This window comes from Polaromonas sp. P4_F6 (genome assembly GCF_056401275.1).
The window spans coordinates 61,448-87,278 of record NZ_JBFUJQ010000005.1 but is presented as its reverse complement, the minus strand read 5'-3'; the positions used below and the strand labels follow the sequence as shown (position 1 = coordinate 87,278).

The 25,831-nt window shown below is 62.3% G+C and carries 23 protein-coding genes; 12 read left to right on the top strand and 11 right to left on the bottom strand.

Annotated features, from left to right (window positions below):
• Positions 1 to 23 precede the first annotated feature (23 nt).
• The 3 genes from AC1DUN_RS13900 (at position 24) to AC1DUN_RS13890 (ending at position 1,973) form a co-directional block, all read left to right on the top strand.
• Positions 24 to 404 carry a PilZ domain-containing protein gene (locus tag AC1DUN_RS13900; RefSeq protein ID WP_007874426.1) on the top strand — a complete coding sequence of 127 codons (381 nt, stop codon included), beginning with the start codon at positions 24 to 26 and terminating at the stop codon, positions 402 to 404.
• 103 nt (positions 405 to 507) lie between these two features.
• A complete protein-coding gene (locus tag AC1DUN_RS13895) occupies positions 508 to 1,308 on the top strand; it encodes a TatD family hydrolase (RefSeq protein ID WP_477714453.1) in 801 nt (266 codons plus the stop codon).
• Positions 1,305 to 1,973, top strand: a complete 669-nt coding sequence (locus tag AC1DUN_RS13890) for an ankyrin repeat domain-containing protein (protein WP_477714452.1) — start codon at positions 1,305 to 1,307, stop codon at positions 1,971 to 1,973. Before AC1DUN_RS13895 ends, AC1DUN_RS13890 begins: the two co-directional genes overlap by 4 nt.
• Positions 1,974 to 2,120: 147 nt before the next feature.
• Here the strand turns inward: AC1DUN_RS13890 and AC1DUN_RS13885 are convergent, their stop codons facing one another.
• Complete coding sequence (locus AC1DUN_RS13885; protein ID WP_477714451.1) at positions 2,121 to 3,203, bottom strand: acyltransferase family protein; 1,083 nt, start codon at positions 3,201 to 3,203, stop codon at positions 2,121 to 2,123.
• Between the two features lie 725 nt (positions 3,204 to 3,928).
• Between AC1DUN_RS13885 and AC1DUN_RS13880 the strand changes: the two genes are divergently transcribed.
• The 4 genes from AC1DUN_RS13880 (at position 3,929) to AC1DUN_RS13865 (ending at position 6,962) form a co-directional block, all read left to right on the top strand.
• Positions 3,929 to 5,107, top strand: a complete 1,179-nt coding sequence (locus AC1DUN_RS13880) for an acyltransferase family protein (RefSeq protein ID WP_477714450.1) — start codon at positions 3,929 to 3,931, stop codon at positions 5,105 to 5,107.
• 235 nt (positions 5,108 to 5,342) lie between these two features.
• The gene (locus tag AC1DUN_RS13875) at positions 5,343 to 5,828 is read left to right on the top strand and encodes a hypothetical protein (protein WP_477714449.1); all 486 of its coding nucleotides are present in this window, start codon (positions 5,343 to 5,345) and stop codon (positions 5,826 to 5,828) included.
• A gap of 85 nt (positions 5,829 to 5,913) precedes the next feature.
• Entirely contained in the window at positions 5,914 to 6,378 is a 465-nt protein-coding gene (locus AC1DUN_RS13870; RefSeq protein ID WP_477663147.1) for a type II toxin-antitoxin system Phd/YefM family antitoxin, read from the top strand.
• Entirely contained in the window at positions 6,375 to 6,962 is a 588-nt protein-coding gene (locus AC1DUN_RS13865; protein WP_477714448.1) for a DUF6036 family nucleotidyltransferase, read from the top strand. The genes AC1DUN_RS13870 and AC1DUN_RS13865 overlap by 4 nt, the downstream gene beginning before the upstream one ends.
• 49 nt (positions 6,963 to 7,011) lie before the next feature.
• On the opposite strand, the gene AC1DUN_RS13860 is transcribed toward AC1DUN_RS13865, so the two are convergent.
• Positions 7,012 to 7,629, bottom strand: a complete 618-nt coding sequence (locus tag AC1DUN_RS13860) for a LysE family transporter (protein ID WP_477714447.1) — start codon at positions 7,627 to 7,629, stop codon at positions 7,012 to 7,014.
• A gap of 114 nt (positions 7,630 to 7,743) precedes the next feature.
• Here AC1DUN_RS13860 and pdxR point away from each other — a divergent pair, with 114 nt between their 5' ends.
• Positions 7,744 to 9,183, top strand: a complete 1,440-nt coding sequence (gene pdxR, locus AC1DUN_RS13855) for a MocR-like pyridoxine biosynthesis transcription factor PdxR (RefSeq protein ID WP_477714446.1) — start codon at positions 7,744 to 7,746, stop codon at positions 9,181 to 9,183.
• Positions 9,184 to 9,237: 54 nt separating this feature from the next.
• Here pdxR and AC1DUN_RS13850 read toward each other — a convergent pair whose 3' ends face one another.
• From AC1DUN_RS13850 to AC1DUN_RS13840, 3 genes are all read right to left on the bottom strand, one after another.
• Positions 9,238 to 10,020 (bottom strand): hypothetical protein, encoded by a 783-nt coding sequence (locus AC1DUN_RS13850; RefSeq protein ID WP_477714445.1) that lies wholly within the window; start codon positions 10,018 to 10,020, stop codon positions 9,238 to 9,240.
• 211 nt (positions 10,021 to 10,231) lie between these two features.
• Positions 10,232 to 13,003: an autotransporter family protein gene (locus tag AC1DUN_RS13845; protein WP_477714444.1), complete on the bottom strand. Its 2,772-nt coding sequence runs from the start codon at positions 13,001 to 13,003 to the stop codon at positions 10,232 to 10,234.
• A 458-nt stretch (positions 13,004 to 13,461) separates the two neighbouring features.
• Complete coding sequence (locus tag AC1DUN_RS13840) at positions 13,462 to 14,589, bottom strand: citrate/2-methylcitrate synthase (protein ID WP_477714443.1); 1,128 nt, start codon at positions 14,587 to 14,589, stop codon at positions 13,462 to 13,464.
• A gap of 126 nt (positions 14,590 to 14,715) precedes the next feature.
• Here AC1DUN_RS13840 and AC1DUN_RS13835 point away from each other — a divergent pair, with 126 nt between their 5' ends.
• From AC1DUN_RS13835 to AC1DUN_RS13825, 3 genes are read left to right on the top strand one after another with little or no spacing between them, the layout of a single operon-like run.
• The gene (locus tag AC1DUN_RS13835; RefSeq protein WP_413328114.1) at positions 14,716 to 15,669 is read left to right on the top strand and encodes a 2-hydroxyacid dehydrogenase; all 954 of its coding nucleotides are present in this window, start codon (positions 14,716 to 14,718) and stop codon (positions 15,667 to 15,669) included.
• 55 nt (positions 15,670 to 15,724) lie between these two features.
• The gene (locus tag AC1DUN_RS13830) at positions 15,725 to 16,699 is read left to right on the top strand and encodes a Bug family tripartite tricarboxylate transporter substrate binding protein (protein ID WP_477714442.1); all 975 of its coding nucleotides are present in this window, start codon (positions 15,725 to 15,727) and stop codon (positions 16,697 to 16,699) included.
• A 40-nt stretch (positions 16,700 to 16,739) separates the two neighbouring features.
• Positions 16,740 to 17,714, top strand: a complete 975-nt coding sequence (locus AC1DUN_RS13825; protein WP_477714441.1) for a Bug family tripartite tricarboxylate transporter substrate binding protein — start codon at positions 16,740 to 16,742, stop codon at positions 17,712 to 17,714.
• 172 nt (positions 17,715 to 17,886) lie between these two features.
• On the opposite strand, the gene AC1DUN_RS13820 is transcribed toward AC1DUN_RS13825, so the two are convergent.
• From AC1DUN_RS13820 to AC1DUN_RS13795, 6 genes are all read right to left on the bottom strand, one after another.
• Positions 17,887 to 18,642 (bottom strand): hypothetical protein, encoded by a 756-nt coding sequence (locus AC1DUN_RS13820; protein WP_477714440.1) that lies wholly within the window; start codon positions 18,640 to 18,642, stop codon positions 17,887 to 17,889.
• 362 nt (positions 18,643 to 19,004) lie between these two features.
• Positions 19,005 to 21,590: an ATP-binding protein gene (locus AC1DUN_RS13815; RefSeq protein WP_477714439.1), complete on the bottom strand. Its 2,586-nt coding sequence runs from the start codon at positions 21,588 to 21,590 to the stop codon at positions 19,005 to 19,007.
• Between the two features lie 52 nt (positions 21,591 to 21,642).
• On the bottom strand, positions 21,643 to 22,746 hold the full coding sequence (locus AC1DUN_RS13810) for a sulfotransferase family protein (RefSeq protein WP_477714438.1): 1,104 nt from the start codon (positions 22,744 to 22,746) through the stop codon (positions 21,643 to 21,645).
• A gap of 107 nt (positions 22,747 to 22,853) precedes the next feature.
• The gene (gene cysC, locus AC1DUN_RS13805; protein ID WP_477664569.1) at positions 22,854 to 23,531 is read right to left on the bottom strand and encodes an adenylyl-sulfate kinase; all 678 of its coding nucleotides are present in this window, start codon (positions 23,529 to 23,531) and stop codon (positions 22,854 to 22,856) included.
• 233 nt (positions 23,532 to 23,764) lie between these two features.
• Complete coding sequence (locus AC1DUN_RS13800) at positions 23,765 to 24,367, bottom strand: flavin reductase family protein (protein WP_477714437.1); 603 nt, start codon at positions 24,365 to 24,367, stop codon at positions 23,765 to 23,767.
• 1 nt (position 24,368) lies between these two features.
• Positions 24,369 to 24,818 carry a VOC family protein gene (locus AC1DUN_RS13795; protein WP_477714436.1) on the bottom strand — a complete coding sequence of 150 codons (450 nt, stop codon included), beginning with the start codon at positions 24,816 to 24,818 and terminating at the stop codon, positions 24,369 to 24,371.
• A gap of 113 nt (positions 24,819 to 24,931) precedes the next feature.
• Between AC1DUN_RS13795 and AC1DUN_RS13790 the strand changes: the two genes are divergently transcribed.
• Positions 24,932 to 25,810 carry a LysR family transcriptional regulator gene (locus AC1DUN_RS13790; RefSeq protein ID WP_477714435.1) on the top strand — a complete coding sequence of 293 codons (879 nt, stop codon included), beginning with the start codon at positions 24,932 to 24,934 and terminating at the stop codon, positions 25,808 to 25,810.
• The last annotated feature ends 21 nt before the right edge of the window (positions 25,811 to 25,831 follow it).

Below are 25,831 nucleotides of genomic sequence, written 5' to 3'. Positions count from 1 at the left end.
CTTCAAACCGATAAACTAGCGCCATGAGTACAACGCCCCCCGCCAGTTCCCCCGCAGCCGCCGGCGCCCGGCCCAGCGTCGTCCAGCTGGCCATCAAGGAAAAAGCGGCTTTGTACGCCGCCTACATCCCGCTGTTCAAGGAAGGCGGCGTTTTCATTCCCACCGCACGCGACTACAAGCTCGGCGACGACGTCTACGTGCTGCTGACGCTGCCCGAAGACACGCAACGCTACCCGGTGGCCGGCAAGGTGGCCTGGGTCACGCCGGGCAGGGCGGCCGGCAACCGCACCCAGGGCGTGGGCGTGCGTTTCCCGTCCGACGAAAAATCCCGCCTGCTCAAGATCAAGATCGAGGAAATCCTGGGCGCGCACCTGGCCTCCGACCGGCCCACCCAGACGATTTAAGCGGAGCGGCGGCCGCGCCGGCCGCCCCGCTTTCCATGCCTTTCACCCCCTGTCCCTCTATATATATAGTGGGATAGCGGCACCCATCCAGAGCCATTGCGCCATGTTTACCGACTCCCACTGCCACCTAAGCTTTCCCGAGCTCCAGGCCCAGCTGCCGCAAATCCGCCAGGCCATGCGGGACGCCCAGGTCGACCGGGCGCTATGCATTTGCACCACCCTGGAAGAATTCGAAACCGTCCACGCCCTGGCCACGGGCTATGATAATTTCTGGGCCACCGTGGGTGTGCACCCCGACAACGAGGACGTGCGCGAGCCCAGCCTGGACGACCTGCTGCAGCGCGCGGCCCTGCCCAAGGTGGTTGGCATAGGCGAAACCGGGCTGGACTACTACCGCCTGGGCGAGCGCACCGTGGCCGACATGGAATGGCAGCGCGAGCGCTTTCGAGTGCACATACGCGCGGCACGCCAAACGGCCAAGCCGCTGGTCATCCATACCCGCAGCGCGTCTGACGACACCATCGCCATCCTCAAGGAGGAGGGCGGCAGCGCGGGGCAGCCAGGCGCCGCCACCGGTGTTTTCCACTGCTTCACCGAAACCCTGGCCGTGGCCCGCGCGGCTCTGGACCTCGGCTTTTACATCTCGTTTTCCGGCATCCTGACCTTCAAGAACGCGGCCGATCTGCGCGAAGTGGCGCAATTCGTTCCGCTGGACCGCATGCTGATAGAGACCGACAGCCCCTACCTGGCGCCCATGCCTTACCGCGGAAAAACCAACAACCCGTCTTACGTTCCCTTTGTGGCCAAGCAGATCGCCGAGCTGACGCAGCAACCGCTGCAAACCATCGCCGAGGCCACCAGCCGCAATTTCGAGCGCCTGTTCAGCGGGGTGAACGCCTCATGAAAAACCTCATCCAATACTTTAAGAAGGCAATTTATCTTATTGTCATTACTGGTTTTTCTGTGGCGAATGCTGGCTCCTACGAAGATTTTTTCGCGGCCATACGGCAGGACAATCCCGCCGTCATCCAGAACCTGCTGCAGCGCGGTTTTGACCCCAACACCCTGAACCCGGCGGGCCAGACCGGCTTGTACCTGGCCTTGCGCGAGCCTTCGCCCAAGGTCGCCGAGGCGCTGATCGCCTGGCCCAAGACCGACGTCAACATCCTCAACAGCAAGGACGAAAGCGCCCTCATGCTGGCCGCGATCAAGGACCACCAGGCGCTGGCCGAAAAGCTGATCAAAAGGGGCGCCGACGTCAACAAGACCGGCTGGACGCCGCTGCACTACGCCGCCAGCAACGGCAACGTGGCCATCATCAGCCTGCTGCTGGAGAACAACGCCTATATCGACGCCGAGTCGCCCAACGGCACGACGCCGCTGATGATGGCCGCCATGTACGGCACGCCGGCGGCCGTCAAGCTGCTGCTCGAAGAAGGCGCCGACCCCCAGCTCAAGAACCAGCAAGGCCTGACCGCCTTGCAGTTCGCCGAGCAAGCGAATCGCCCGGACGCCGTCGAAGCCATCGCCGCGGCGATCCGGAAGAAGCGGCCGGCCGGGCAATGGTGAGCCTACGGTGAGCGTAAACGGGCTGCGGCGATTCGTGCGGCCCAGCAAGGCCGAGCCCAGCCAAGCTGACCAGAGCGCCAAACGGGCCCTTGATTCAGTTAGGACGAGGGCAGAGTGATCAAGTGTACTTAGCTGTCAGTCGGCGGCTTACGACGTCAGCAGTGAAGGCTGGCCACGCTTTTTGCCGAGGTAACCAGCGATAGGTTTTTCCACCCAAATGTGGAATGCCAGCGAGATGGCAATGCATGCGCACAGTATGGCCCCGTAAGTTGCCATCGCCCCGAACCATCCGAACCCATTAAGCCCAATCGACATAGCAAGCCTGGAAAAAACCCCGATCACAGTAAAGTGAATTAGGTAAAGGGAGTATGAGGATTGACCCATTAATTGGAGCCAATTCTGATCGAGCAAGACCTTACCTCTATTCTCTGCTTGTACTAGACCGAGAATAATCACGGCACTCGCTATGCCATAAAGGATCGTGCGCCAAGCATTAAGCAAATTGGCTCCCGCAACAACATCAATCGCCACTAACGCAAAAAGTGCAACCCCGAACCCCGCAACAGCGACAGGTGCTCTCAAGAGACTCTTGTTTTTCGAATTGACGAATGACACCAGCGCACCCATCATAAAAAGAAAAACATAGTCTCGAAATATGAAAGACAGAGGAAAGCCTACAGATGGGGAGCCACTATAAGTGGAGTACAGATAAAGATAAAAGCATCCAAGAGCAAGTGCCACCCACCGACTCGCAATCAAAACCGCAAAAAATAGATAGAAGCACATCTCGTACTGCAACGTCCACGCAACCGAAACCACGGGAGCTCCCGCCTCCTGCGGAATGAGCAATAGTGAGGCTAGGACATGCGATACATCTTTGGGAACGTTATCTCTAAAGCCGCTCAATAGCATAGCGACTACAAATATCGACAGAAAAATAATCCAGTAGATGGGGAAAATGCGGCTAATTCGCTTTCGGATATATGCCGCTAATCGATCCGGTCTATCTATGTCTTTAGCATGCACACTGAGGATGATGAAGCCACTGAGAACAAAGAAAAATTCAACACCGGCGCTACCAAATTTGAAGGGGACGGCTAATGCATCAATTCCAAAGTACTTGCTCAGTGCCAAGGTACTTCCAAGGTGAAACAACACAACAAGCATCGCTGCAACTGCTCTAGTACCTTGAAGCGATCTGTACATGTGTAGCCGTTCTTTAGATTTCATTTTTGTCCAACACAACGCGGCAACCAGCCGCTAATGCCTTTTATTAATTCCCAGTGTATGTGAGCCACACTACGAAGGGATTGGTGTCCAACACCCAACAGTCGCCAAAACTGTTTAACCAGTGCCGCGCCACCCGATGACCGGGCGGGCATTCAAAGCACACAGCAGTGGCCCCTCAGGGAACTCCAGCGTAATCGCCTTGGGTGGCGTGAGGTCCAGCGTGCTATCCCACATCCTGCATCGACCGTGCTTGATTTTGTGCCGGCAGTTCCGTTTGGCTGCTCAGAGCCTCGTCATCGCCACACCATGCGGGCGTGGTGTCGGCGTTCCTCTTGCACTGGAATTGCCAGCAACGACGGGTTATGCGGACTTCGCGCTGTCCGGTGCCGTATCTGGTGCCGGCCGCTAAGCCAGTTTTGTAAAGTCCGCAGCGAGACCTGCAGATGCAGAGCCGCGTTGGGCAACTTGAGGCCAGTTTCAGCGAGCAGAGCGCGCAGCCGGGCACTGGCGCCCCCTAGCAGGGTTATTTTTATATTCCACGATGTATATTCCGGACTCGTTATTACAACTATGTAGTTAGAGTCTCGTTGTCATAACACCACGATCTTTGTAATGTTAAGAAAACCCTCCCCTAATCGGAGGGTTTTTTTTCGCGCTTCGGACGGCTTGATCTCAAAACCTTTCGATTATCGAAAAATTCGTCACTTTGCAAACTAGTATGCGCCATGCCTACATTAACCCAGCCAGATTTTCCGGGCAGACATCGCCTGCCAGAAATAGAGGTTTTGCGCGCTGTCGCCATCTTGATCACCTTGGTTGCTCACCTCAACCTGTTGTTTGCGTGGAAGCCCGCTTGGTTCCAAGTGCTTGCTTCAAATACGGCACTAGGTGGCGGCGTAGACCTGTTTTTCTGCATTTCCGGCTATGTCATCGCTAGCAGCTTCGTCGCGCGGCCTGCCGGTCGGTCATGGCAAGACTTCAAGGCTGTTGCCGTCCCGTTCTGGATAAAGCGCATATGGCGATTGTGGCCCTCGGCCACGCTGTGGCTGATGGTGTACCTAGGTGCCTCGCTGTTTTTCAATAATTCGGGGAGCTTTGGCAGCTTCTTTAATACTGCGACTGGCACCCTTGCCGCCCTACTGCAAGTGGCTAACTTCAACTTCGCCGCATGTGCTGAAGCAAAAAATTGTGGTTCCAGCGTGATTTACTGGAGCTTGTCGCTGGAGGAACAGTTCTACCTCGTGTTCCCATTTGTGGTGGTGTTCTTGTCGAGATCACGCCTTAAGTTTGTGCTGGTGGCTCTGGTGCTGGTGCAGATCGCTCTACATCGGCCTCCGCCCGGGCTTTTGTGGAATATCAGGACCGATGCGATCGCGCTGGGTGTTCTGCTGGCCGTCACGCCAGAGACAATTGCACTGCTGAAACAGCTAACCGGCCGCATCGGTGTGTTTCGTGCCATCCTGCTGCCAGCGCTCTGCCTGGCGCTGATCTTATTGCCCACTGGGCCGTTGCGCGACTACCCCGGAGTGGCCGCGTTAGTGTCGGTGCTGCTGGTGGCGCTGGCCGCGTTGGATCAGGCCGTGCTCATCAAGCCAGGGCGGGTCCGCGCAGCGCTGATCTACCTTGGCACGCGCTCCTACGCCATCTACCTATGCCACGAGGCGGTGTTTTTCGCCGTGCGAGAAGGGTACTTCAGGATCAACGGCTGGCAGTTGCCCGGTGCTGAGCAGACCGCAGCTTTCAGTGCGGCGGCTGCGGTGCTGATCCTGCTGACGGCCGACCTGAATTTTCGATTTGTGGAGCGTCCTCTGCGTGAGCATGGGGCCAGACTGGCTGCTGCCTATCGCACGCGGCCAAGCGCCACCAACGATCAGCCTGTGCCTACTGCTCCAGCTGGGTTGTGAGTCGATTAATTCCACGATATGTATTATGTTAAGTATTATTCGCGCATCGCTTTGGGCCTCAAAGACGGCCGTGTCTTTTGACAGGACGGCTAGCCTGATCGCTGTCTGCACGGTGCTCGTTGCCGGTTGCGCCGCTGATCGCCCTGCGCCAGTCAACACGCGCTGCGGTGATCTTCAGCTAAGCCAGAGCGACCGTCTCGTAGAGTCCAACGGAGCGTCGGTCACGATCCGCCGCATGCCCTTCGCTGTGAGCTATGCCGGAAAGGCACAGGGCGTGTTCAGGCTGCACGCGGCCTCGCCGAATTCCTTGACCAACGTCTTGCGCGATGCGCCCAAGGATCTCTGGCTTGTGGATTCCAGAACTCTGGTGCGCGAGCCTGGCGATTTGCGCCTCGCCGGACATCTTCTGGAACACGGACGCTCGTCCAGCTACGATGCAGGCCCTGACATGAGCATGACTCGGCAACTCCGGCGTCCGGCAGGCTCGCCTTCGGACTCCCGCGCCGTTGGCCGCTTGGACTACAACGAAACGGCTGCTGGCGACGACCCCGCCAAGCGGCTGATGCGGGTGACCAAGCTGCACGGGCAGGCACTTCCCGGCTCGAAGTGGCCTGTGTTGCATCTGACTTCGCTGGTCAGCACGCCGGCGCCGGCCTCCTCCGCCCCGGCCTCTGCCCCGGAAGTGGTGAACTGGTCGGTCTGCACCGTGTTCTTCGAATAATTCACTCCTGCATGGCATCCCCGGGCTAAAGCAGACAAATTGGACATTTTTAATTAAAATGGACAATTCAACGTGGAGCCCCCAGATGGAGCAATTCCCCTCAAGCATCGCCAAGCAGCAATTTGGGCAGCTCATCAAAGCCGCGGGAATTGCGCCCGTGGCCATTGAAAAACACGGCAAGGTTGTAGCCTATGTCGTCTCACCCGAGAGATTTAACCAGGCGCAGCCTGACGATCCACAGCGTTCGGCGCGCCAGCTTGCCCGAGCGAATCAGGCCATGGTTGAGAAAGACCGGCTGAACAGGCACCACAGAATTGCGCTGGATCTGGTCACGCTGCCTGCCTCCCAGCGTGACCAGCTCATTCAGAACGCTAGAGCCGTGGTGGATCGCTGGAAAAAAGAACGGCTCTGCAGCACGGACTACATCCGGAAATGGGAGCAGATCTTGAGTTTGGATCCAGTCGCCATGGCAAGCACCATGGTTTCCGACGCCGATGGATGGGGTCCTTCGCTACGGCAAAACTCGCCGTGGGTGGGAGTGCACGCATGAACCTGGACGCCCTGTTCGCGATGTTCAAAGAGGCCCGGATCTTGTCCGGCCACACCGACTTTGTCGTGATTGGCAGCCTTTCCATCCTGGGTTTGGAGCAGAGCTTCGAGATCCCCGAGGCCATGACCTTGTCCAACGACGTGGATTGCTTCACCCAGGCCGATCCCGGCCGCATCTTTGACATTGCGAAATCGTTGGGGGAAAACTCGGCCTATCACGAGAAGTCAGGCTATTTTCTCGACGCCGTCTCCCCTGATTTACCGGCATTGCCGGACGGCTGGCGTGACCGCCTCATCAAGGTTGAGCGCGACGGACTGAGGGCCTGGTTTCTGGATCCAAACGACGCCGCCCTTTCCAAATATGCCCGTGGTGAGCCCCGCGACCGTCGGTGGATTCAGGCGGGAATCCTTGCCGGAGTCGTGTCGATGCCGATCGTGAAGTCCCGGATCGGAAGTACAAGCTTTTTCGACACAGAGGAGGAGCAACGCGCTCGCACGCTGGTTGAAGAGGATCGCGCCTGGTTCGAGTTCATCAAAGACGCCCGCTCGGAGGCGATGCGAGGGAATTTGAAGCCGCCGCAATAGTGCGCGAACGATCCATGTCGCTGCTCATCGCCAGCCGGCCTCCCCCGCGCTACAGCATCAGCTTGACGCCGAAAGCCGCCATCAGCGCCGCACAAGCCCGGTCTATAGGCCGGCGCAGCGTCATATAGCCTTCGATCACGCGCGGCGTCGAGAACAGGCAGGCGGCCAGGCCGTACCAGAGCAGCGCGTCGAAAAGCACCAGCCCGACTGCCGCGGCGCGAAGCGGCCAACCGGCATCGGCCGGCACCAGCAACACAAAGATGCTTCCAAAGTAAGCCAGCGACTTGGGGTTCAGCAGGCCGGTGGCCAGGCCGCGCAGCAGCGCCTGGCGCGCAGGCTGCGCCGCCCGATCGGAGACGGCCACCGTGGGCTTGGGCCCCGCGTGCGAACGCCACAGGCGCACGGCAATGTACAAAAGATAGGCCGCGCCGGCGATGCGGATCGCCGTCTGCAGCGAAGGCATGAGCTCAAAAACCGCCGTCAGGCCAGTGACCGCGATCAGCGCCCACATGGCACCGGCGGCGGCCAGCCCCACGGCAATCAGCAAGGCGCCGCGCCGGTCGCGCTCGGCGGCCGCATGCACGACCAGAAGGATGTTGGGGCCGGGACTGACGATGGCCAGGCTGTCGATCAGGAACAGCGAGAGCAGGACAAGTGCGGTATCCATGGGGGTATCACCCTTTGTTTCAGGTTTTATTTCATGTTTCCGGGCCGGAGCATGGCATGCCATCTGGTACCTTTGAAGCTCCACAATTTGCTAATTCATAAGGGCCATACCGGCATGGAATTTCACATCGACATGCCCGCGGCCGGCTCGCGGGAGCGCTTCGCCGCCCTGCACCGCCAGATCCGGGCGGCGATCATCGACGGGCGCCTGGCCGCGGGCGTGCGGCTGCCGACCACGCGCGAACTCGCGGACAGGCTGGGCGTGTCGCGCAACACCGTGCTGGCCGCGTATGACCACCTGGCGGCCGAAGGTTATCTGCTGCCGCGCCAGCGCGCGGGCACTTTTGTCGCGGCGACCCTGCCGCCACGTGGCCATGCGGCGCCGCCATCCACCCCCGCCGGCCCGCCACGGGCCGACCTGCCCGACGCATGGCGGCACGTGGCACCGTGGTCCGCCGAAGCCATGCCGCCTGGGCCGCGGTTTGACTTCCGCGTGGGCCTGCCGGACCACGCGCAGTTTCCCTGGGCTGGCTGGCGGCGCCTGTGCGCCCGCGCCCAGCACGACTTCGCGCGCGCCCCCAGGGCCTACACCGATCCCGCCGGCGACCCCCAGCTGCGCGAAGCGATTGCCGGCCATGTGTCCTTGTCGCGCGCAGTGGCCTGCAGCGCCGATGACGTGTTCATCACCTCGGGCGCGCAGCATGCCTTCGCCCTGCTGGCCGACCTGCTGGTCACGCCGCAGGCCACGGTGGTGGCCGTCGAGGACCCGGGTTATGCGCCCCTGCACGCGGCCATGGCGTTTCGCGGCGCGCAGCTGCAGCGCGTGCCGCTCGACAAGGAAGGCCTGCGCGTGGACCGCCTGCCGCCCGAGGCCAAGGTGATCTGCGTGACGCCCTCGCACCAGTTCCCGGTCGGCACGGCAATGTCCTTGAACCGCCGCTCGCAGTTGCTGGACTTCGCGCGGCAACACCAGGCCGTCGTGATCGAAGACGACTACGACGGCGAGTTCCGCTACGGCGGGGGGCCGCTGGACGCGCTGCATTCGCTGGACGACAGCGGCCTGGTGTTTTATGTCGGTACTTTTTCGAAGGTGATGTTCCCTGCCCTGCGCGCCGGCTTTGTGGTGGCGCCGGCCTGGGCGCGGGAGCGGCTCGCGGCGGCGCTGCACGCTACCCAGGGCGCGCCGCCCTTGCTGACGCAGCTGGCGCTGGCCGCCTTTATCCGCGAAGGGCATCTCGCACGCCATGTGCGGCGCATGCGCCGCGTCTATGCGGGGCGGCGCGACGCCCTGCTGCAGGCGATGGAGCAGCATGCGGAAGGGCTGCTGATACCGCTGCCGTCGGCCGCCGGGCTGCATGTGAGCACAATGCTGGCGCCGCAGTTGGAGGCGTACAAGGTGGCGCGCGCGGCCGCCGAGGCGGGCATCGCGGTGGAAGCGCTGGATAGGTCCGGGCTGCGGCGGCTGCGCTACAACGGCCTGACCTTCGGGCTGGGCTTGATCGGTGACGGCGAGGTGGCGGCGGGGGTGCGGGCGCTGGTCAAACTATTGGGCTGAGCCCGCCCTGCCCCAGGCCACCCATCTTCGCCATAAAAGGGACGCATCGAAAAATTAGCGCCACAGCTCTCCACTCAGGGACACATCCTTGACCATGCGCTCCTCCAGGTAGGCGTCCTTGTACGCGGAACGCACCGTTTTCCAGGTTTCGCTGTTGGCGGCAAGGTCGGTGCGCGCCGAGATGATGGTGCGAAACGAGATGTGGCCGACGCCGGTGAAAGAGGCTTCGGCGCGCAGGACCACATTGCAATTGATCGTCTCCCCCGGCCCGATCAATCCTGGGGGGCAAATGTCGGCCCGTATGTCGCCGGGTTTCAGTGCCAGCGCCGATGGCAGCATGTTGGGCAAGGGGTGCAGCGTCAGGGCGAGGCGCGGCTGGCCCACGCGGACGGCACGGCGGCTTGCGTTGGTCACGCTAAAACCGAAGGAGACGGTGTGGTCCAGCCAGGCGACCTTTTGCTGGAACTTGACCTGCAGAGTGGGGGTCAGGGAGTCCACCAGTTCATCGACCGCCTTGACCCGCTCCAGCCGCTTGCGTTCCAGGGCCAGGGCGTCGGGCACCGGCTTCTGGACGGGCTCCGGAACCGGTTCAACCGCGGCTTTAGGCAGCTGGATCTCGGCTTTCATCTGCTCCATGTTGGCGCGCAATGCCTCGGTCTGGGCCTTCGCCTCCGCCAGCTTTTGTTCGAGCTGCTGCTGGTTCTTCTGGCTTGCGGCCATCAGTTGCTGCATCAGTAGCTGGGCCTCCTTCTGTGCCTTCGCCGCGGGCCGGTCCACCAGGATGTAGCGCGCCGCGCCACCGGCCATCACCACGACCAGGCTGAGGATGAGCAGCAAAACAATGGTGTCGTACCGTCGGGCCCCTGCGTCCTTGCCGGGTTTAAGGGGCTTTAGAGGTGGGCGTGGCGTGAGGGGCGCCGGGGGGATGGGAGGCATGCTTTTGTAAGGCATGGGTATGCGTGGGTTAAGTGGATAAATCGGTTAACCGGCTAAAAAACAAACCAGAGACTGGGCGCAGCCGGGGTGGGCAGATCGAATGTGGAGGTGTTCACCATTTGCCGCGCACGCCCATCAGCAGGGCCAGGTTGCGCTGGCGTGCGTTCTGTTCGGTTTGAAGGTCGGCAAAGAGCCTGAAGTTGTCATGGATGCGGCCTGAAACACCCACGCCAAGGACCACGGTGTTGGCATTGAGGGATACGCCCGCGATCTGGAACTGGTAGGGCGTGCTGGCGCCTTGCAACTGTGCCGTCATCGGGGCGTTGTAGTTGCCAAACTCGTGCGCCCACAGCAGCCGCGGCTCGATCCGCAGGCGGCCCACATCAAAGCCGGCCTTCAGCCCCAGCAAGGACTTCGTTGAGTACACGGTTTGCGCGGCGACCTGCAGGTTGAGCGCGTCGGCGCCCTGCTCGGTAAAACCGTTGGTCTGGTTGCGGCTGAAGGCCAGCGCGGCCATGGGCTGCAGCGTCCAGCCGGCCATGTCCAGGTCGTATGTCAATTCGCCATAGGCCGTGGCGGTGCTGCTGTCGAAATCCGATGAGGCCATGCGACTGAGCGGCCCGACCACGATGCCGCGGTCCATGTGGTTGCCGTGAAAAGCCAGGCTGGCCAGGCCGTTCAGGCGCCATGCGCCGTCGGTGTAGCCGGCGTAGATCGCCAGCCCCGCGCTGCGGGCTCTGCCCTGGTCGCTTGAATCAAAGCTGACCTTTGACGTGCCTATCGTCACGGCGCCCCCCACCATCAACCCCGGGCGCAGCTCGGCGTCGTAACCCGCACTCAGGCCGGTGTTGTTCAGGCGGCTGGCGACGGCATTGCCGTCGCTGTCGGTGTTTTGGCGGCTGCCGTAACCACGCAGCCAGAAACCGCAACCGTCCTCGATGGCCGGGAAAAGTGCCCGCAAGGCTTCGCGGTCCGCAACATCGTCACTCCCGCATACGCTGCCCAGGCTGCTTCGTCCCATGCGTGCCTGCAATTGCTCACCGAATGCGGCGGCAAAGCTGGGGCCGGCGCGGCGCAAAGCCACGAGGTTGGCGCCGCCTATGGCGTCGAAGGCGGCCAGGGCCTGAGGCGCCGACAGGCCGTTGACGGCGCTGAGCACCGTGCGCATGTCACCGCTCGCGCCGCCGGAGGCATTTTGCAGCGCATCGGAGGCCGATTGCTGGTTGGGCGTCATGCCCGGCAGGTTGTTGTAGCCGACACCATTGCGGGCGAGGGTCAGGTACACATTGTTGGGGTCGTAGGTGAGCGACGGTGTCAGAAACGCCAGATTGGTGTTCAGGCCGGTGAAGGTGCCGGTGCGCCCGCCCGCGGCATTCAGGATGGTGTACCGCGTGGCCAGCGAGTAGGTGCCGGCGCTGGCCAGCACGTTGACTGTGCCGCCGTTGATGGTCAGCGTGCCGGTGGCGTTGGTGCGGTCGTTGCTGCCGGCTGAGTCGACTTCCACGCTGTAAACGGAGCCCGCGTTGAAGGTCAGGTTGCCGACGACGGTGAGCGTGCCGATGGAGTTGCCGGGCGCCAGCGTGCCGCCCGACTGGATGGTGGTGTTGCGCACGGAACCGGTGCCGCCCAGCGTGCCGCCGTTCAGCACCTGCACGGCAGAGTTGGTCAGGCTGCCGTTGACCGACAGCGTGCCGCCGTTGACGGTGGTGCTGCCGCTATAGGTGTGGGTGCCGGAAAAGGTCACATTGCCGGTGCCGCTTTTCACCACATTGCCGGTGCCGCTGATGGCGCCGCCAAACGTTCCGTTGCCTGATTGCAAGAATTCCAGGTTGGCGTTGGTGGTAATCAAGCCCTGCAGGCTGGCGGTAGTGCCGCGCAAGGTGCCGCCATTGATGGTGGTGCCGCCTGTGTAGGTGTTGGTGCCAGAGAGAATCACCGTGCCAATGTTTTCCTTGATCAGTGTGCCGCCTCCATTGATGGAGCCGGCAAAGGTGCCGCTGGTGCTTTGATCGAAGGTCAGCACGCCCTCGTTGCTGATGACTCCCTGCAGACTGGTGGTGTTGCCGGTCAGGCGGGCATTGGTTCTGACGAAAGTGCCGCCGGTGTAACTGTTGGCACCCGTCAGTATGGTGGGGCCCCCGCCGTGGTTGAACACTTCGACCCATCCTGCGCCGCTGATCGCCGCAGAGAATGTGTAGGGTGCGGCGTCGTTCTGGTTGAACTTGATACTGGAGCTGGGATTGCCGAAAACCACGGCGCTGGCATCCAGCGTGCCGCTGGGCCCAATGTTGCCGATGATCAGCGTCCCGGTGCCCACGTTGCCCAGGTGCAGGGTGCGGGTGCCGCCCACCGTAACGGTGGCGCCGGAGCGAATGCCCAGGGTCCCGTCGCCATTGTTGCCAACAATGAACTGGTCGCCCGCAGCCAGACTGGGGGGCGTCACGCTCAGAGTGGCGCCGGCGCCGCTGATGAAGATCTGGCCTCCGGTGACCGTGTCGCCCACGCTCACCCGGGTGGCCGTGACGCTTCCATCAATCAGCAGTGATCCCGCGGTACCCGGCGCTGGCGTGGTGCCCACCAGAAGCGTGCCGGCGGCCAGGGTGCCGCCCGTATGGACGACCACCTGGCCGTTTTCCTCCACTTGCAGCGTGCCCACCTGGGCTGCCCCGGTAACGTCCGCCTGCTGGTTAGTCGGGACCTTTGCCACGCTGGCAGCAGTCGGTGTGCCGCCGCTCCAGTTGGCTGCGTCGTTCCAGTCCTGGGTGGCTGTGGCCGAGAAATTGTTGGTGACTTGAGCGTGGCCCGCATGTGGCGCCATGGCCAGGCCGGCAAAGGTCAGCGTCAGGCAAAGCGGCTTGAGGGGAAGGTGAAGACAGGAATGCATGCTGGCGCCGCTTTGGTTGTGAAGTTCAAGCCCTGGGATCAGCGGGATCCAAAGCCCTGGCTCCACCAAAGGACGCCGTGGGAGCGGCTGCAAGCGCCGATGACTGTCGCTTTAACATTTTTTAACGTGTGTTCTGTCGATGATTTGCGCTGCAAGAAGCCCGCTCTCCCGGGACGCGGTGCCTGATTGACTTTGCTTTACGTTACATTTTTTTGCAAGTAGACCGTTTGGCAACTTTTGGCCTTTCTATTACCAAGTATTAGAACCAAAGAATTAATTTATTGAACAGAGCCAGCCGGGAGCCTCAGAGCCTGGTCTGAAAGTTCAAAAAACTGAATTGGCTACGACAACCCGCCTGAGGGGGCAGCCGATCAGCCAAGAGGGATTCAAAAAAATTAACAGAGGCCGGGACTTAGGCCTGTTTCCGCGAAATTTTCAGAAATCGCGGCCGACCCTCCCTACGGCATGTCCGGCATGACGCCCACATAACGCCCGCGCGGCCGTATCACCTGGGCAACACCCAGCTGTTCCAGGCTGTGCGCCAGCAGGCCCACGCTGCGCGCGGTGGCGAACAAGGCAAAGGCCGCGTCGGCCGGCAACTGGTGGTGGGCGACCAGCGCGGCCAGGGCCACGTCGATATTGGGCTGCAGGCCGGTCAGCTGCGTGGCCTGTTCGATAAAGCGCGTGATCATTTTTGAAGGCTCAAACAAGGCCAGCAGCGCGGCCGCGCGCGGGTCGCCGTCCGGGTAGATGTGGTGGCCGAACCCCGGCAAGGCCAGGCCGGTCGACAGGTAATGGTCTATGGCCCTGTCTTCGCCGAGCCGCTCCACCTCGCCGAACAGGGCCTGGACACGGCCGGAGGCATCGCCGTGCAGCGGGCCCGAAAGCGTGGTCAATCCCGCCAGCAGGCAGGCCGGCAATGAGGCGCCTGTCGAGGCCGCAATGCGCGCGGCGAAAGCCGAGCCGGTGAGTTCGTGGTCGGCCAGCAAGACCATGGCCGTGCGCAGCAGTTCGGCCACCTCGGGGGGCTGTTTCCAGCCCTGCGCGAGGCGCACATGCAGCGGCTTGCTCCCTTGCCGGGCGCCGAAGGAATTGGCCACCAGGCCCACCAGGCGCTGCCCCTCGCCGTGCAGCACCCGCGTCAGGCGCCCGCGCGTCGAATGCCCTTCGGCCGCCAGGCCGGCCAGGGCGGTAAAGGCCAGGGCCCTCCCCGGCTTGCCCGGCGCAGCTTCAGGCGACGAAAAATCGACCACCTGTTCGGCATTCCACAAGAGCTGCGCCACCTCCTCCAGAGTGGCGGAGGCCGACAGGCCGATCACGTCCCGGCCCCGGTAATACGGGCGCCCGCGGAAGAAGGCGGTCAGCGCCGTCGGGATGCTGGGTTCCGCGCCGAACAGCGTGTTGGCGGCCACGGTCTCGTGCTTGCGGCCGGCCTGTTTGCGTTTGGCCAGGGCCGCCACATCTTCGGCGCGGTACAGGCTGCGCCGCGTGTCGACCGGGTCGGGTGCGACCTCGAGTTTGCCGCGGCTGACATAGGCGTAAATCGTCTGCGGCCGCACGCCGAGAAGCTCACAAGCCTCGTTCATTGAAATCCAGGAAGCCATGGTGATGGGAAGAATGAATTTATATTGATTTTATACATCAATATTGACGATCTCATCAATTCATTCATACCATGCGCTTCACCTCGCTCCATGAACTGAATCCTCTCCATGAAACCCCGGATCCTCCAACTCAATCCCATCCTGATCCCCGCCATCAACGACAAGCTGGCCTCCCTTTACACCGTGCACAAGCTGTTTGAGCTGGCCGACCCGCAAGCCTGGCTGCGGGAGCATGGCGCCTCCATGGACGCCGCCATTACCGGCGGGCATACCGGCATTTCACGGGCCATGCTCGAGCAACTGCCCGGGCTCAAGGTGGTGGCCGTCAACGGCGTCGGCACCGACGCGGTCGACCTGGCCTACTGCCGGGCCCGCGGCCTGCCCGTCACCGCGACACTGGGCGCGCTGACCGAAGACGTCGCCGACCTGGCCATAGGCCTGCTGATCGCCGCCTGCCGCAACCTGTGCGCGGGCGACCGCTTTGTGCGCGAAGGCCAATGGGAGCTGCGTCCCCAGCCCAGCGCCCTTCCGCTGGCCCGCCGCTTCAGCGGCATGCGCGTGGGCATTGTCGGCATGGGCCGGGTCGGGCGCGCCGTCGCGCAGCGGGCCGCGGCCTTTGCCTGCCCTGTCAGCTACACCGACCTGCAGCCCATCGACGGCGTTGCACATCCTTATGTGCCGGACCTGCTGGCGCTGGCGCGCGGCTCCGATGCGCTGGTGCTTTGCGCCGCGGCCGACAAGGCCGAAGGCATCATCAATGCCGCCGTGCTGGACGCGCTGGGCCCGCGCGGCTTCCTGGTCAATATCGCGCGCGGCCGCCTGGTCAACGAAGCCGACCTGACAGAGGCCCTGGCCGCGGGCCGCATTGCCGGTGCGGGCCTGGATGTTTTTGTCGACGAACCCCGCGTTCCCCTGGCACTGCGCCAATCCGATGCCGTGACGCTGCAAGCCCACCGCGCCAGCGCCACCTGGGAAACCCGGACCGCCATGGGCGAGATGGTGCTGGACAGCATCGCCCAGGCCCTGGCGGGCCAGCGGCCGGCCATGAGCCTGACGACATAGGCCCCGCATTCGCCTTTTGCAGACCTAACCTAAAAACAAATGACGGAGACAAAAAATGATCAGCAGACCTCTTGCCCTTGCCATGGCTTTCGCCGTGGCCGCCCTCGCCTGCACCGGCACTGGTGCGCAGACCTTTCCCACCCGGCCGGTCACGCTGGTGGTGCCCTTCCCGCCCGGCGGCGGCAGCGACACGGGCGGCCGCATCATTGCCGAGCAGCTGACCAAACGCTGGGGCCAGCCCGTGATCGTCGACAACAAGGGCGGCGCGGCCGGGCAGATAGGCGCCGACTTCGTGGCCAAGGCGCCGCGTGACGGCTACACCTTGCTGCTGGGCAATATCGGCACCCAGGCCATCAACCCCTCGCTCTACCCCAAGCTGCCCTATGACCCGGACAGCGCTTTTGCCCCGGTGTCGCTGGTGGCCGAACTGCCGCTGGCCATGATGGTCAACCCGGCGGTGCCCGCAAAGACCGCCGCCGAATTCATCGCGCAGGCCAGATCCCGGCCCGGCCAGCTGACCTACAGCAGCTCAGGCGCCGGCGGCGCGCCGCACCTCGCGGCCGAGATGTTCAAGGACCAGACCGGCACCTTCATCCTGCATGTGCCCTATCGCGGCGGCGGGCCGGCCATCGCCGACCTCATCGCGGGCCATGTGCAGCTGTCTTTTATGACCGTGCTGGAAGCCTCGGGCCACATCAAGGCCGGCAAACTTCGCGCCCTGGCCGTGACCGGCGACAAGCGCGTCGCCGCCCTGCCCGATGTGCCCACCCTCGCCGAAAGCGCGCTCCCGGGCTTTAACGCGATTTCATGGATAGGCCTGCTGGCGCCCGCGGGCACGCCGCCCGATCTGGTGGAGAAGATCGCCGCCGATGTGCGCGCCGTCATGGCCGATGAAGCGGTCAAGGCGCGTTTCGCCTCACTGGGGGCCGTGCCGCGCACCACCTCGCCGCAGGAATTCTCCAAACTGATTGCAGCGGACAAAACCCGTTACGCCCAGATCATCCGCAGCCGCAAGATCACCACGCAATAAGGTGAGCGGGCCCGAACCACAAACAAGGAGACAAATAAACATGCAACGCACAACCCTCATCAGGGCCCTTGCCGTTTCGGCCTCGCTGGCTCTGGTCCCGGCCCTGGCCCTCGCCCAGGCCTACCCCACGCGCGCCATCAAGATCATCGTGCCCGCGCCGCCCGGCGGTGCCATAGACACCATTGCCCGGGTCGTCGGCGACAAGCTGGCAATCTCCATGGGCCAGCCGGTGATCGTCGACAACCGGCCCGGCGCGTCCAACAACCTGGGCACCGAAGTGCTCGCGAAGTCCGCGCCTGATGGCTACACCATAGGCATCGTGGGCGGCAGCCACAACACCAACAAATTCCTGTTCAAAAACCTCGGCTGGGACCCGGAAAAAAGCTTTGAGCCCATCGTCTACACCCACGAGGTTCCGCTGGTGTTTGCCATGTACCCGCAGATTCCGGCCAGGACCCTGCCCGAGTTCGTGGCCTGGATGAAAGCCAACCCGGACCAGGCCAAAGTCGCCACCTCGGGCCGCGGCAGCGCCCAGGAAATGGCGGCCGAGATGTTCCGCATGGCCAGTGGCGCGCAGATGCTGCTGGTGCCCTACAAAGGTTCTTCGGCCGCCCACCCGGATTTACTGGCGGGCCGTACCGCGCTGTACATAGACACCATCAGCGCCATCCAGTCGCAGGTCAAGGCCGGCAACGTCCGGGCGCTTGCCGTGTCGACGCGCAAACGAACCCTGTCGCTGCCGGACGTCCCGACGGCCGACGAACAGGGACTCAAGGGCTATGACGCCAACACCAACGGCGGTTTCCTCGCGCCGGCCGGCACGCCGCCGGCCGTCATCACCCGGCTGAATGCCGAGATCAACGCGGCGCTCAAACTGCCCGACGTGAAAGCCAAGCTCGAAGCCGCCGGCATAGAAATCCAGGGCGGCACGCCCCAGGAATACGCCGCACTGATCAAGTCCGACCTCGCCAAATGGGCCAAGGTCGTCAAGGCCGCGAACATCCAGGCGGAGTGACCCCGACCCGCTGAATCTCTCCCTGTTGTCTCTCCTGTCACTTTGGTGGTGACAACTTCATCCCGCATGAGAACTGCGGGATTTTTTTGCCTGGCTCGTCCCGGGCATGGCTCAAGCTGTCAAGGCAGAAGCCGGGCAGCCGGCCCGCCCGTGCTTCAGCTTGCCGTGTTGATCAGAGCGCCGGCTTGGCCGCGCGGCTCTTTTCGCTTTCCAGCGCCTTGGTCCGCTGCTCATCCAGCACCTTGTACCAGTCGGCAAACGCGCTGACATCCATGGCAAAGGACGAGAACTTGTCGGCCAGGCCGTCCTGCTTGCCGGAGCGGGACGACACGCTGTAAATCGTGGCGCAGGCGTTGGTGGGTGCCACGGGGTAATACAGATAGCCCGTCACGACGCCCCCAATGAAATAGTCCTTGAGCGAATCGAAGCAATTGCCGTTCTTGGGCTTGTCATAGACGGTGACCCATTCGATTTCCTTGCCCCCCTTGTCATACATCCAGTGCTGGCTATAGCCCTCGGGGCGCAGGCTGGCCGGATTGACCTTGCCGTATTTGGCCGATGCATCCGCGATGGCCTTTAATGCGGGCCGGTCCCCTGCCGGGTATTCCGTCTTGGCAATGGCCCACACCTTGTTGGTCAAAGGCGAAATGCTGAAGTTCAGGTTCTTGGCTTCGTTGTTGAATTTGGGGACGTAGCTGTAGTTGTCGAAGGTACCGGTTCTGCCGTCTATGGTCAGCTTCAGCGCAGTTTTTGTGCTGCTCACATAAACCTTGTTTTTCAGATCGGTGTTTGCAATATTCAGGGCCTCCTGCACATCCATGCCGAGGCGAATGCCTCCCACATCAGGCGCCGCTGCGTAGGCCGCTCCCGCCATGCTGGTGCCAATAGCCCATGCCAAGGCCCATTGGCCTGCGATTTTTTTGCTCATGTTTCCTCCCTTGAGTTCTCAATAAAAAAACAGGCCTTGGGCAAACATTCCCTTTGGCCTGCGTTGCGACGGCGCGTCCCTGCCGCGCCGCGGGCCATCTTAGCGAGCGCCCCACAGCGGCCTGGAGAGGCACGCACATGAATTGCAACGAAGCGTTTCCGGGGCGGGATTTATTCCTGGAGAACGTGAAATAGTTGGCAGGGCCACGCGCGCTCGCAGGCGAGCTGCGTGATCGCTGTGGTGTGCTGATGAAGGCCGAGCGGGCTTTGCCTGCGGATGCAGGCCCGCCTTCACGGCGGCGCTGCAAAAATTTTTTACCCCCACCTCACGAAATTAATCCGGCGGTGCCCGCATGGGGCTGCTCAGGGGGTCGGGGCGGCGGTGCCTGGGTCTGCGGGAATCTGCAGAATACGCTGGATGGTGCTTAACAGCTCCATGCTGGAGGTACGGGCCTTGAGCAGGACTGCCTCGGCCCGCTTATCTTCCGCCAGGTCCGTGTCGCTGGGCGAAAACACGATCACCGGCGGCCGCGGATCGAGCGCGTCAATGTCCTCGACCAGGTCCCAGCTTGACTCCTTGCCCGGCCCCAGGTCCAGCAGCACCAGGTCAAAGGGCTGCTCCCGCAGCAGGGCACGGGCTTCGTCCAGCGTGGCGGCAGATGTGAAGTTGGCGAAATCCTGGGCCACCGCGGCGACGATGCGCTGGATATCGGGATCGGCTTGCACATGCAGTATGCGCGGCTTGCCGGCCTGTATGCCGGCGACGGCCCGGCGTACGCTGAGGACCAGCAGATCTTCATCAATCGGCTTTTGCAGCCAATCCGAGACAGTGAGCGGTTTGTGGTTGAACTCCAGCCGCCCTTCCTCGGCCAGGGCCGAGACCACCACGACCGGCAGCTTGCGTGTGCTTTCGTTGTCGCGCAGCGCACTGATGAAGGCGATACCGTTCTGGCCGGGCAGCTTCAGATCCACGGTCACGGCATCGTAGCTGCTCCGCGCGAGGCAGGCCAAAGCCTGTTCAGCGCTGTATGCCATCTCGGCTTCAAATCCCGCCTTGGCCAGCATCATGCTGATGAGCCTGGCCACGTCGGGGTCGTCCTCGCAAATCAGGATGCGCGGCTGGAAGGCGTCAGCCTTGGCCCGGAAGGGCTGCAGCTGCGGCACCGGACTCTGCCATTCGGGCAGCTCGAAGAAAAAGGTGGTGCCCGTGCCCAGCGTGCTGCTAAAGCCTATGCTGCCGCCCATCTTCTCGATGAGCGCCTTGGAAATGTTGAGCCCAAGGCCGGTCCCGCCTTTTTGCCGGGTGTCGGAAGAGTCCGCTTGCGAAAATTTCTGGAAGATGCGGCCGCGAAACTCCTCCGGGATGCCGGGTCCGCTGTCCACTACTTCGACCCGCACACCCTGGGCCACGCGCGACACCCGCACCTCCACGACCCCGCCCTGCGGCGTAAATTTCACGGCATTGGACAGCAGGTTGGTCAGCACCTGGATCATGCGGTCCCCGTCAATGCGCACCTGCAGCGGCGCATCGGGCGCCTGCAGCCGCAAGGTCGCGCCGTATTGGCCCGCGAAACCCTCGTTGGCGGCCAGCACCTGCTGGATCAGCGGCTTGAGGTCAATGACCTGCAGGTCCAGGCGCATCTTGCCGGACTCGATCTTCTCGCTGTCCAGCATGTCGTTGATCAGCCGGATCAGGCGCTCACAGTTGCTCTTGGCGATGCCCACCAGGTTCTTCACGGTCTCGGGCAACTCGCCGCCCACACCGCCGAAGATCAGCCCGAGCGAGCCGCGAATGGAGGTGAGCGGGGTTCTCAATTCATGTGAGACCGTCGAAATGAATTCATTTTTCATGTTTTCGACCCTCTTGCGCTCTATCAGGTCGTAGGCAACGCAAAGAAAACCCGTCAGCGCAAGCTGCTCATCCCTCAGCGCCGTGACCGATACCATGACAGGCAAACGGCTGCCGTCCTTGCGGATATAAGTCCATTCCCGCTCGTCCGCCAAGCCGCCGCGCGCCCTGGCAACAAGCGCTTCAAAACCGGCTTTGACCGGTTGTCCCAGTTCGAGGCTCAGCTGCCGCGCGCGCTCCGCCATTTCGGTTTCGTCGTGCAGCAAGTCGGGTGTATGCCGGGCGAAGAGCTCGCTGGCTGAATAACCCAGCATGCGATGCGCCCCATTGTTGAACAGGCGGATCACTCCGTTGGTATCCGTCGAGATGATGGAGAAATTGGCGCTGTCCAGGATTGCCTGCTGCAGTTCCGTGCTTTCCGACAGCTGATGATTCAGCGTGCGCTCGACCTCCCTGGAGCGTTTGTGCGCCACCAGCCAGAACAGCAGCGCCAGGACGAACGCGACGGACGTGGAGACTGCAACGATGAGTCGCGCCTGTTCCGACCGCGCATTGTTGCTCGCGACCAGTTCCTGCATATGCGCGACCTGCTCGTCGGACAGCTGCTGTACCGCGGCCTGAAAGCCGTTCTGCGCATACATCAGCTCCTGCTCAATGATGCGGGTGACTTCGCGCTCGTCGCCGGCCTTTTTGGCCTGGAATGCGTCGGCGCGGATCTTCTGGTATTGCAGGCGCCGTTCGGTTGCCGCGGAAAAGGTCTCCACAATCGGGTCATCGTGCAAGGCCGTATCCAGTTTGCGCAGGATAACGTTGACTTTTTTGACCGTTTCGTCGATCTCGGCGCGAACTTCCTTTTCCAGTGCCGGGTCATTGGTTTTGAGCAAAAGCAGCGTCCGCAAGGTATTGGCCCGCGTCAAGCGATGCCATTCCTTGATCTGCCGCTCCACCACCAGTCCCGCGTCAACCATCTCGTCGTTGACGCGCTCCAGCTTCATGATCCACCACACGCCCGTGATGGCGATCAGCGCGGTGAATGCCAGCATGGAACCCAGGCCAACGAGGAGTTTTCCTGTGACGCCGCCGAATTGCCAATGTTTCATCGCAGTCTTTTCGTTCCGCATGCAATTTCGCCGCGTTCGTTATAGAAGAATTTCACGCAATGCGAGCTGTATCGCGTGCCTTACCCGCAACGGCAATCGGCAAATCGTCCAGGCGATTGCGTACCTGCTGCAGATAGTCTGACCGGAAACGGCGCAAAATGAAATCCCGGTAATCGTTGTGTTCCAGCTCCTGCCAGGCGCGCCGCTTCGCGATCCCGGAGCATTCGCGGGAATCCGCCATCATGCTGTCGCTGATCGCTGCCTGTGCGTCCGTCATCAGTTCATAGCCGTAAAGCGCCATGTAGTCGCGCGCCAAGGTCTCGATCACTTCGATTTCCCTCATCGAAAGCTGCGTTTTGAACTTGTCGGCGTTGGCGGCTATCGGCGCGAAACAATTCGAAGCCCAGAGCGCCGACATATGGGAGAGCTGCTGCGCCTCGTGCGAGCGCGTGACATCCAGCATTTGCGGCAAATACTCGATGCCGAAGAAGCGGCAGATCTTGCGCAAGGTGCTCTCCTGATCGGCAAGAAAGTCCTCATAGCGCACGGTAAGCACCCGTTCCGGGTAACGCTCCGCCAGCGACAGCGCCACACGATACGCATCAACCCATGCCATCGCGTTCAGGGTGGCATCGAAGTCGTGGATGATGGCGCGGGTCATGGAGGCCACCTGCGCGCGGGGATCCCGCACGACATTCAGGAACAGCAGCTGCGGAAACAGGCTCATCAACTCGTCCGCGTAGTGCACGCTGTCCAGCGATTTATCCATGACGATTCTTGCGCCATGCAGCTCTCCGGCGCGTAGCAGCAACTCCCAGACGACGCGATGCACACTGCGCCTCTCGAGGCGTATCGCCTCGAATATCTGCCTCGGATCAAATACCAGGTTGGGCCACTTGACCGGGCTTGCCGCCTGCAAACCCACCACGTCCACCACCATGCGGAAATACGCCCGGTCATCGGAAAGATCGCCATAGAGCGGCACCAGCGGCATGAAATCCACGATATGCAAGGGATAGGGCGAGTAAAAGTGCGGATTGAAGCTCAGGCGCAAGCGCAAGGCATGGCTGCCGCAGCGCCGCAGCGGGATCATCAGCACGGGCCGTGGGCGAGAGTGCACAAGGGCGCCGGCATCTTTTGCTTCTGCTACCTCCATACGCCTGCTCCTGTTATTGCTTACCTTGAGTCAGCTGAAATATTCAGCGCACAACGGCCAAAGAAATTGTTGACCCGTCGATCATGAGGCCTGCTTTGTGTTGCGGCTCATTTGAAGCAGCGCTGCGCAACCAGGTCGAGCAAGGTCTGGGTCGAATCTTTCAAAGGCAATGCGTCGGTGTCGAGCACCAAATCAGGTATGAGCGGCGTTTCGTAGGGAGACGAGATTCCGGTAAATTCCGCAAGCTGTCCGGCGCGCGCCCGCACATACAGCCCTTTCGGGTCGCGCTGTTCGCAGACGGTTGCCAGCGTACTGACATGGACTTCAACGAATCGCGCATCGCCGATGATGGCTCGCGCCATTTTCCGGTCGTCCCGGAACGGCGAAATCAAGGCTGTGATCACGATCAACCCGGCTTCATTCATCATGTGCGCGACTTCGGCCGTGCGTCGAATATTTTCACGCCGGTCTGGCGCAGAGAATCCCAGGTCTTTGCTCAGTCCATGGCGCAGGTTGTCCCCGTCCAGAACGAAGCAAGGGTGGGCGAGATCCAGCAGCATGGCTTCCAATGCGTACGCGAGTGTGGACTTTCCCGCACCGCTCAATCCGGTCAACCAGACCGTGGCCGGGGCGTGCCCAAGCAAGGCTTGCCTGCATTGCTCGGTGACCGTGCCGGCATGGTAGAAAACATCTGTGCCAGGCACGCTGCGGCCCTGTTCTGAAGGCTTTACGGCCGCTGCGGCAATGTCAGTCGCGGAGTCCTTCGCCACATCGAACATACGCATAGACGTTCTCATGCTGAGAGTTCCTCGCTTGAATACGTTCATCCGCCAATCTGGATATTGCGCAAGCGCAGTATCGGCGGGTCAATATCAGACAGAAGCGCGCAAAGGCCGCCAAAGGCAAAGCACAAGATACTCTGCGGGGACGATTAGTCAATACTACCTTCGTCTATATGGGCGTTATGGGAAATATTACCTTCGTGCTGAAGGCCAAGTTCCGATTCACGCGCCCATGTTCATTGCGAGCCTGGAGGCTGCGCCGTCGCGGCGTCACCCGCATAAAACATCCCGCCCGCCCTGACAAAATTACCGCCGCCCAGGTGGTGGATGGTCTGCAAGTCGTGGTTGTCGTCACCGAAGCGCCAATGCCCGCGCTGGAACACACGTTCATCGGCGGCCGCGGCGACGACTTCCGCGAAACAGGTGTCGTAAGCGTCCTCGGTGTGCGGCTCGGGGATCAGCCGGCATTCCAGCCAGGCCGCGCAGCCCTCTTCCAGCAAGGGAACGCCCAGGACAGGGCCGCTGCGGGCTTTCAGGCCGTAGTGCGCGAACTTGTCGATATCGCGGCCCGATTCGCTGCCCACCGCATGCGTCAAGGCGGCCAGGGTGCTGCCCGGAATGCAGATGCCGAAACCGCCGCTGGCCATGATGAGCTCGCGCGTGTAGGTCTTCTTGTCGATCACCACGGAAATACGCGGCGGCACGAACTCCACCGGCATGGACCAGGCGGCCGCCATCACATTGCGCGCCTTGCCGCGCGCGCTGGTCACCAGCACCGTGGGGCCGTGGTTGATCAGCCGGCTCGCGTGCTGGAGGGCGACCTCCCTGAAATGGCTCATGTCACTTGGCAAACAGGTTGTCCAGGCTGGCAAAGGCCTTGAACTCGATGGCGTTGCCGGACGGGTCCAGGAAAAACATGGTGGCCTRCTCGCCCGGCTCGCCCTTGAAGCGGACATAAGGTTCGATGACAAATTTCGTGCCGGCCGCCTTCAGGCGCGCCGCCAGCGCATCCCACTCGGGCAGCGACAAAATCGCGCCGAAATGGCGGACCGGAACGTTGTGGCCGTCCACCGCGCTGGTCTGGCGATGGCCGCATTCTTCGGGCGCCAGATGGGCCACGATCTGGTGGCCGTAGAAATTGAAGTCCACCCACTCATTGGAGCTGCGGCCTTCGGAGCAGCCCAGCAGTTCCCCATAAAACTGGCGCGCCACGGCCAGGTCATGGACGGGAAATGCCAGGTGGAAGGGAGGCAGGACTTTGGCGGGTGCTGTGGTGTTGTGTGCGGTCATCGTGAGCCTTGGGAAATCATGAAGACCTTACTGTAGGGCGATTCATGGAGTTTGAAAAACGATATATATTCAAACTGAGAATCAATAATTTCGATGAATTAAGGCCCTCCCCCATGATCACCGAGCTGAAAACCCTGATCGCGGTCGTGCGTTACGGCGGCTTTTCCGCGGCCGGCGAGCAGATCGGCCTGACCCAGTCCGCCGTGAGCAGCCAGATCCAGCGGCTGGAGGAATCGCTGGGCTTTGCGCTTTTCGACCGCACGCGTCGTTCCGCCGTGCTCAACGAAGCCGGCGCCAGGGTGCTCGCGCGCGCCGAAGACATCGTGGCGCTGTATGCCAGATTAGGCGATGCGGGCGGCGATGAGGAACTCGCCGGCACCTTGCGCATAGGCGCCATTGCCTCGGTGCAGTCCTCGGTGTTGCCGCGCGCGCTGGCGGCGCTGCGCAAAGACCATCCCAGGCTGTTCGTCAACATCATCCCGGGTGTTTCGATGAAGCTGATGGACCAGCTCGACAGCGCCGAGATCGACGCGGCCGTCATGATCCGGCCGCCCTTCGGCATCCTGCCCGAGATGAGCTGGCAGCCCCTGATGCGCGAGCCCTTCAAGCTGCTGGCCCCCAAAGACAGCAAGGGCCGGGACTGGCGCAAGCTGCTGGAGTCCCAGCCCTTTTTGCGCTACGAGCGCACCTCTTTCGGCGGGCGCCTGGTGACGCGCTTCCTGCGCGACAACAAGCTCAGCGTGCGGGACGCCATCGAGCTTGATGAGATCGCGGGCCTGATGAAGCTGGTCGCCGAAGGCCTGGGGGTCGCGCTGGTGCCCATGGTCGAGGCCTACCTGCCCCTGCCGCCGGGCGTGCGCGCCATTGACCTGGGCGACAAGACTTTTTACCGCGAGATCGGCATCCTGCGCAAAGGCCTGGGCTCGCGACAGCCTGTTGTGCTGGCCCTGCAAAAACACCTGCGGGAGGCCATTGCGCCCTTGCCGGCCTAGCCGTCCGTGCGGGGCCCTGTT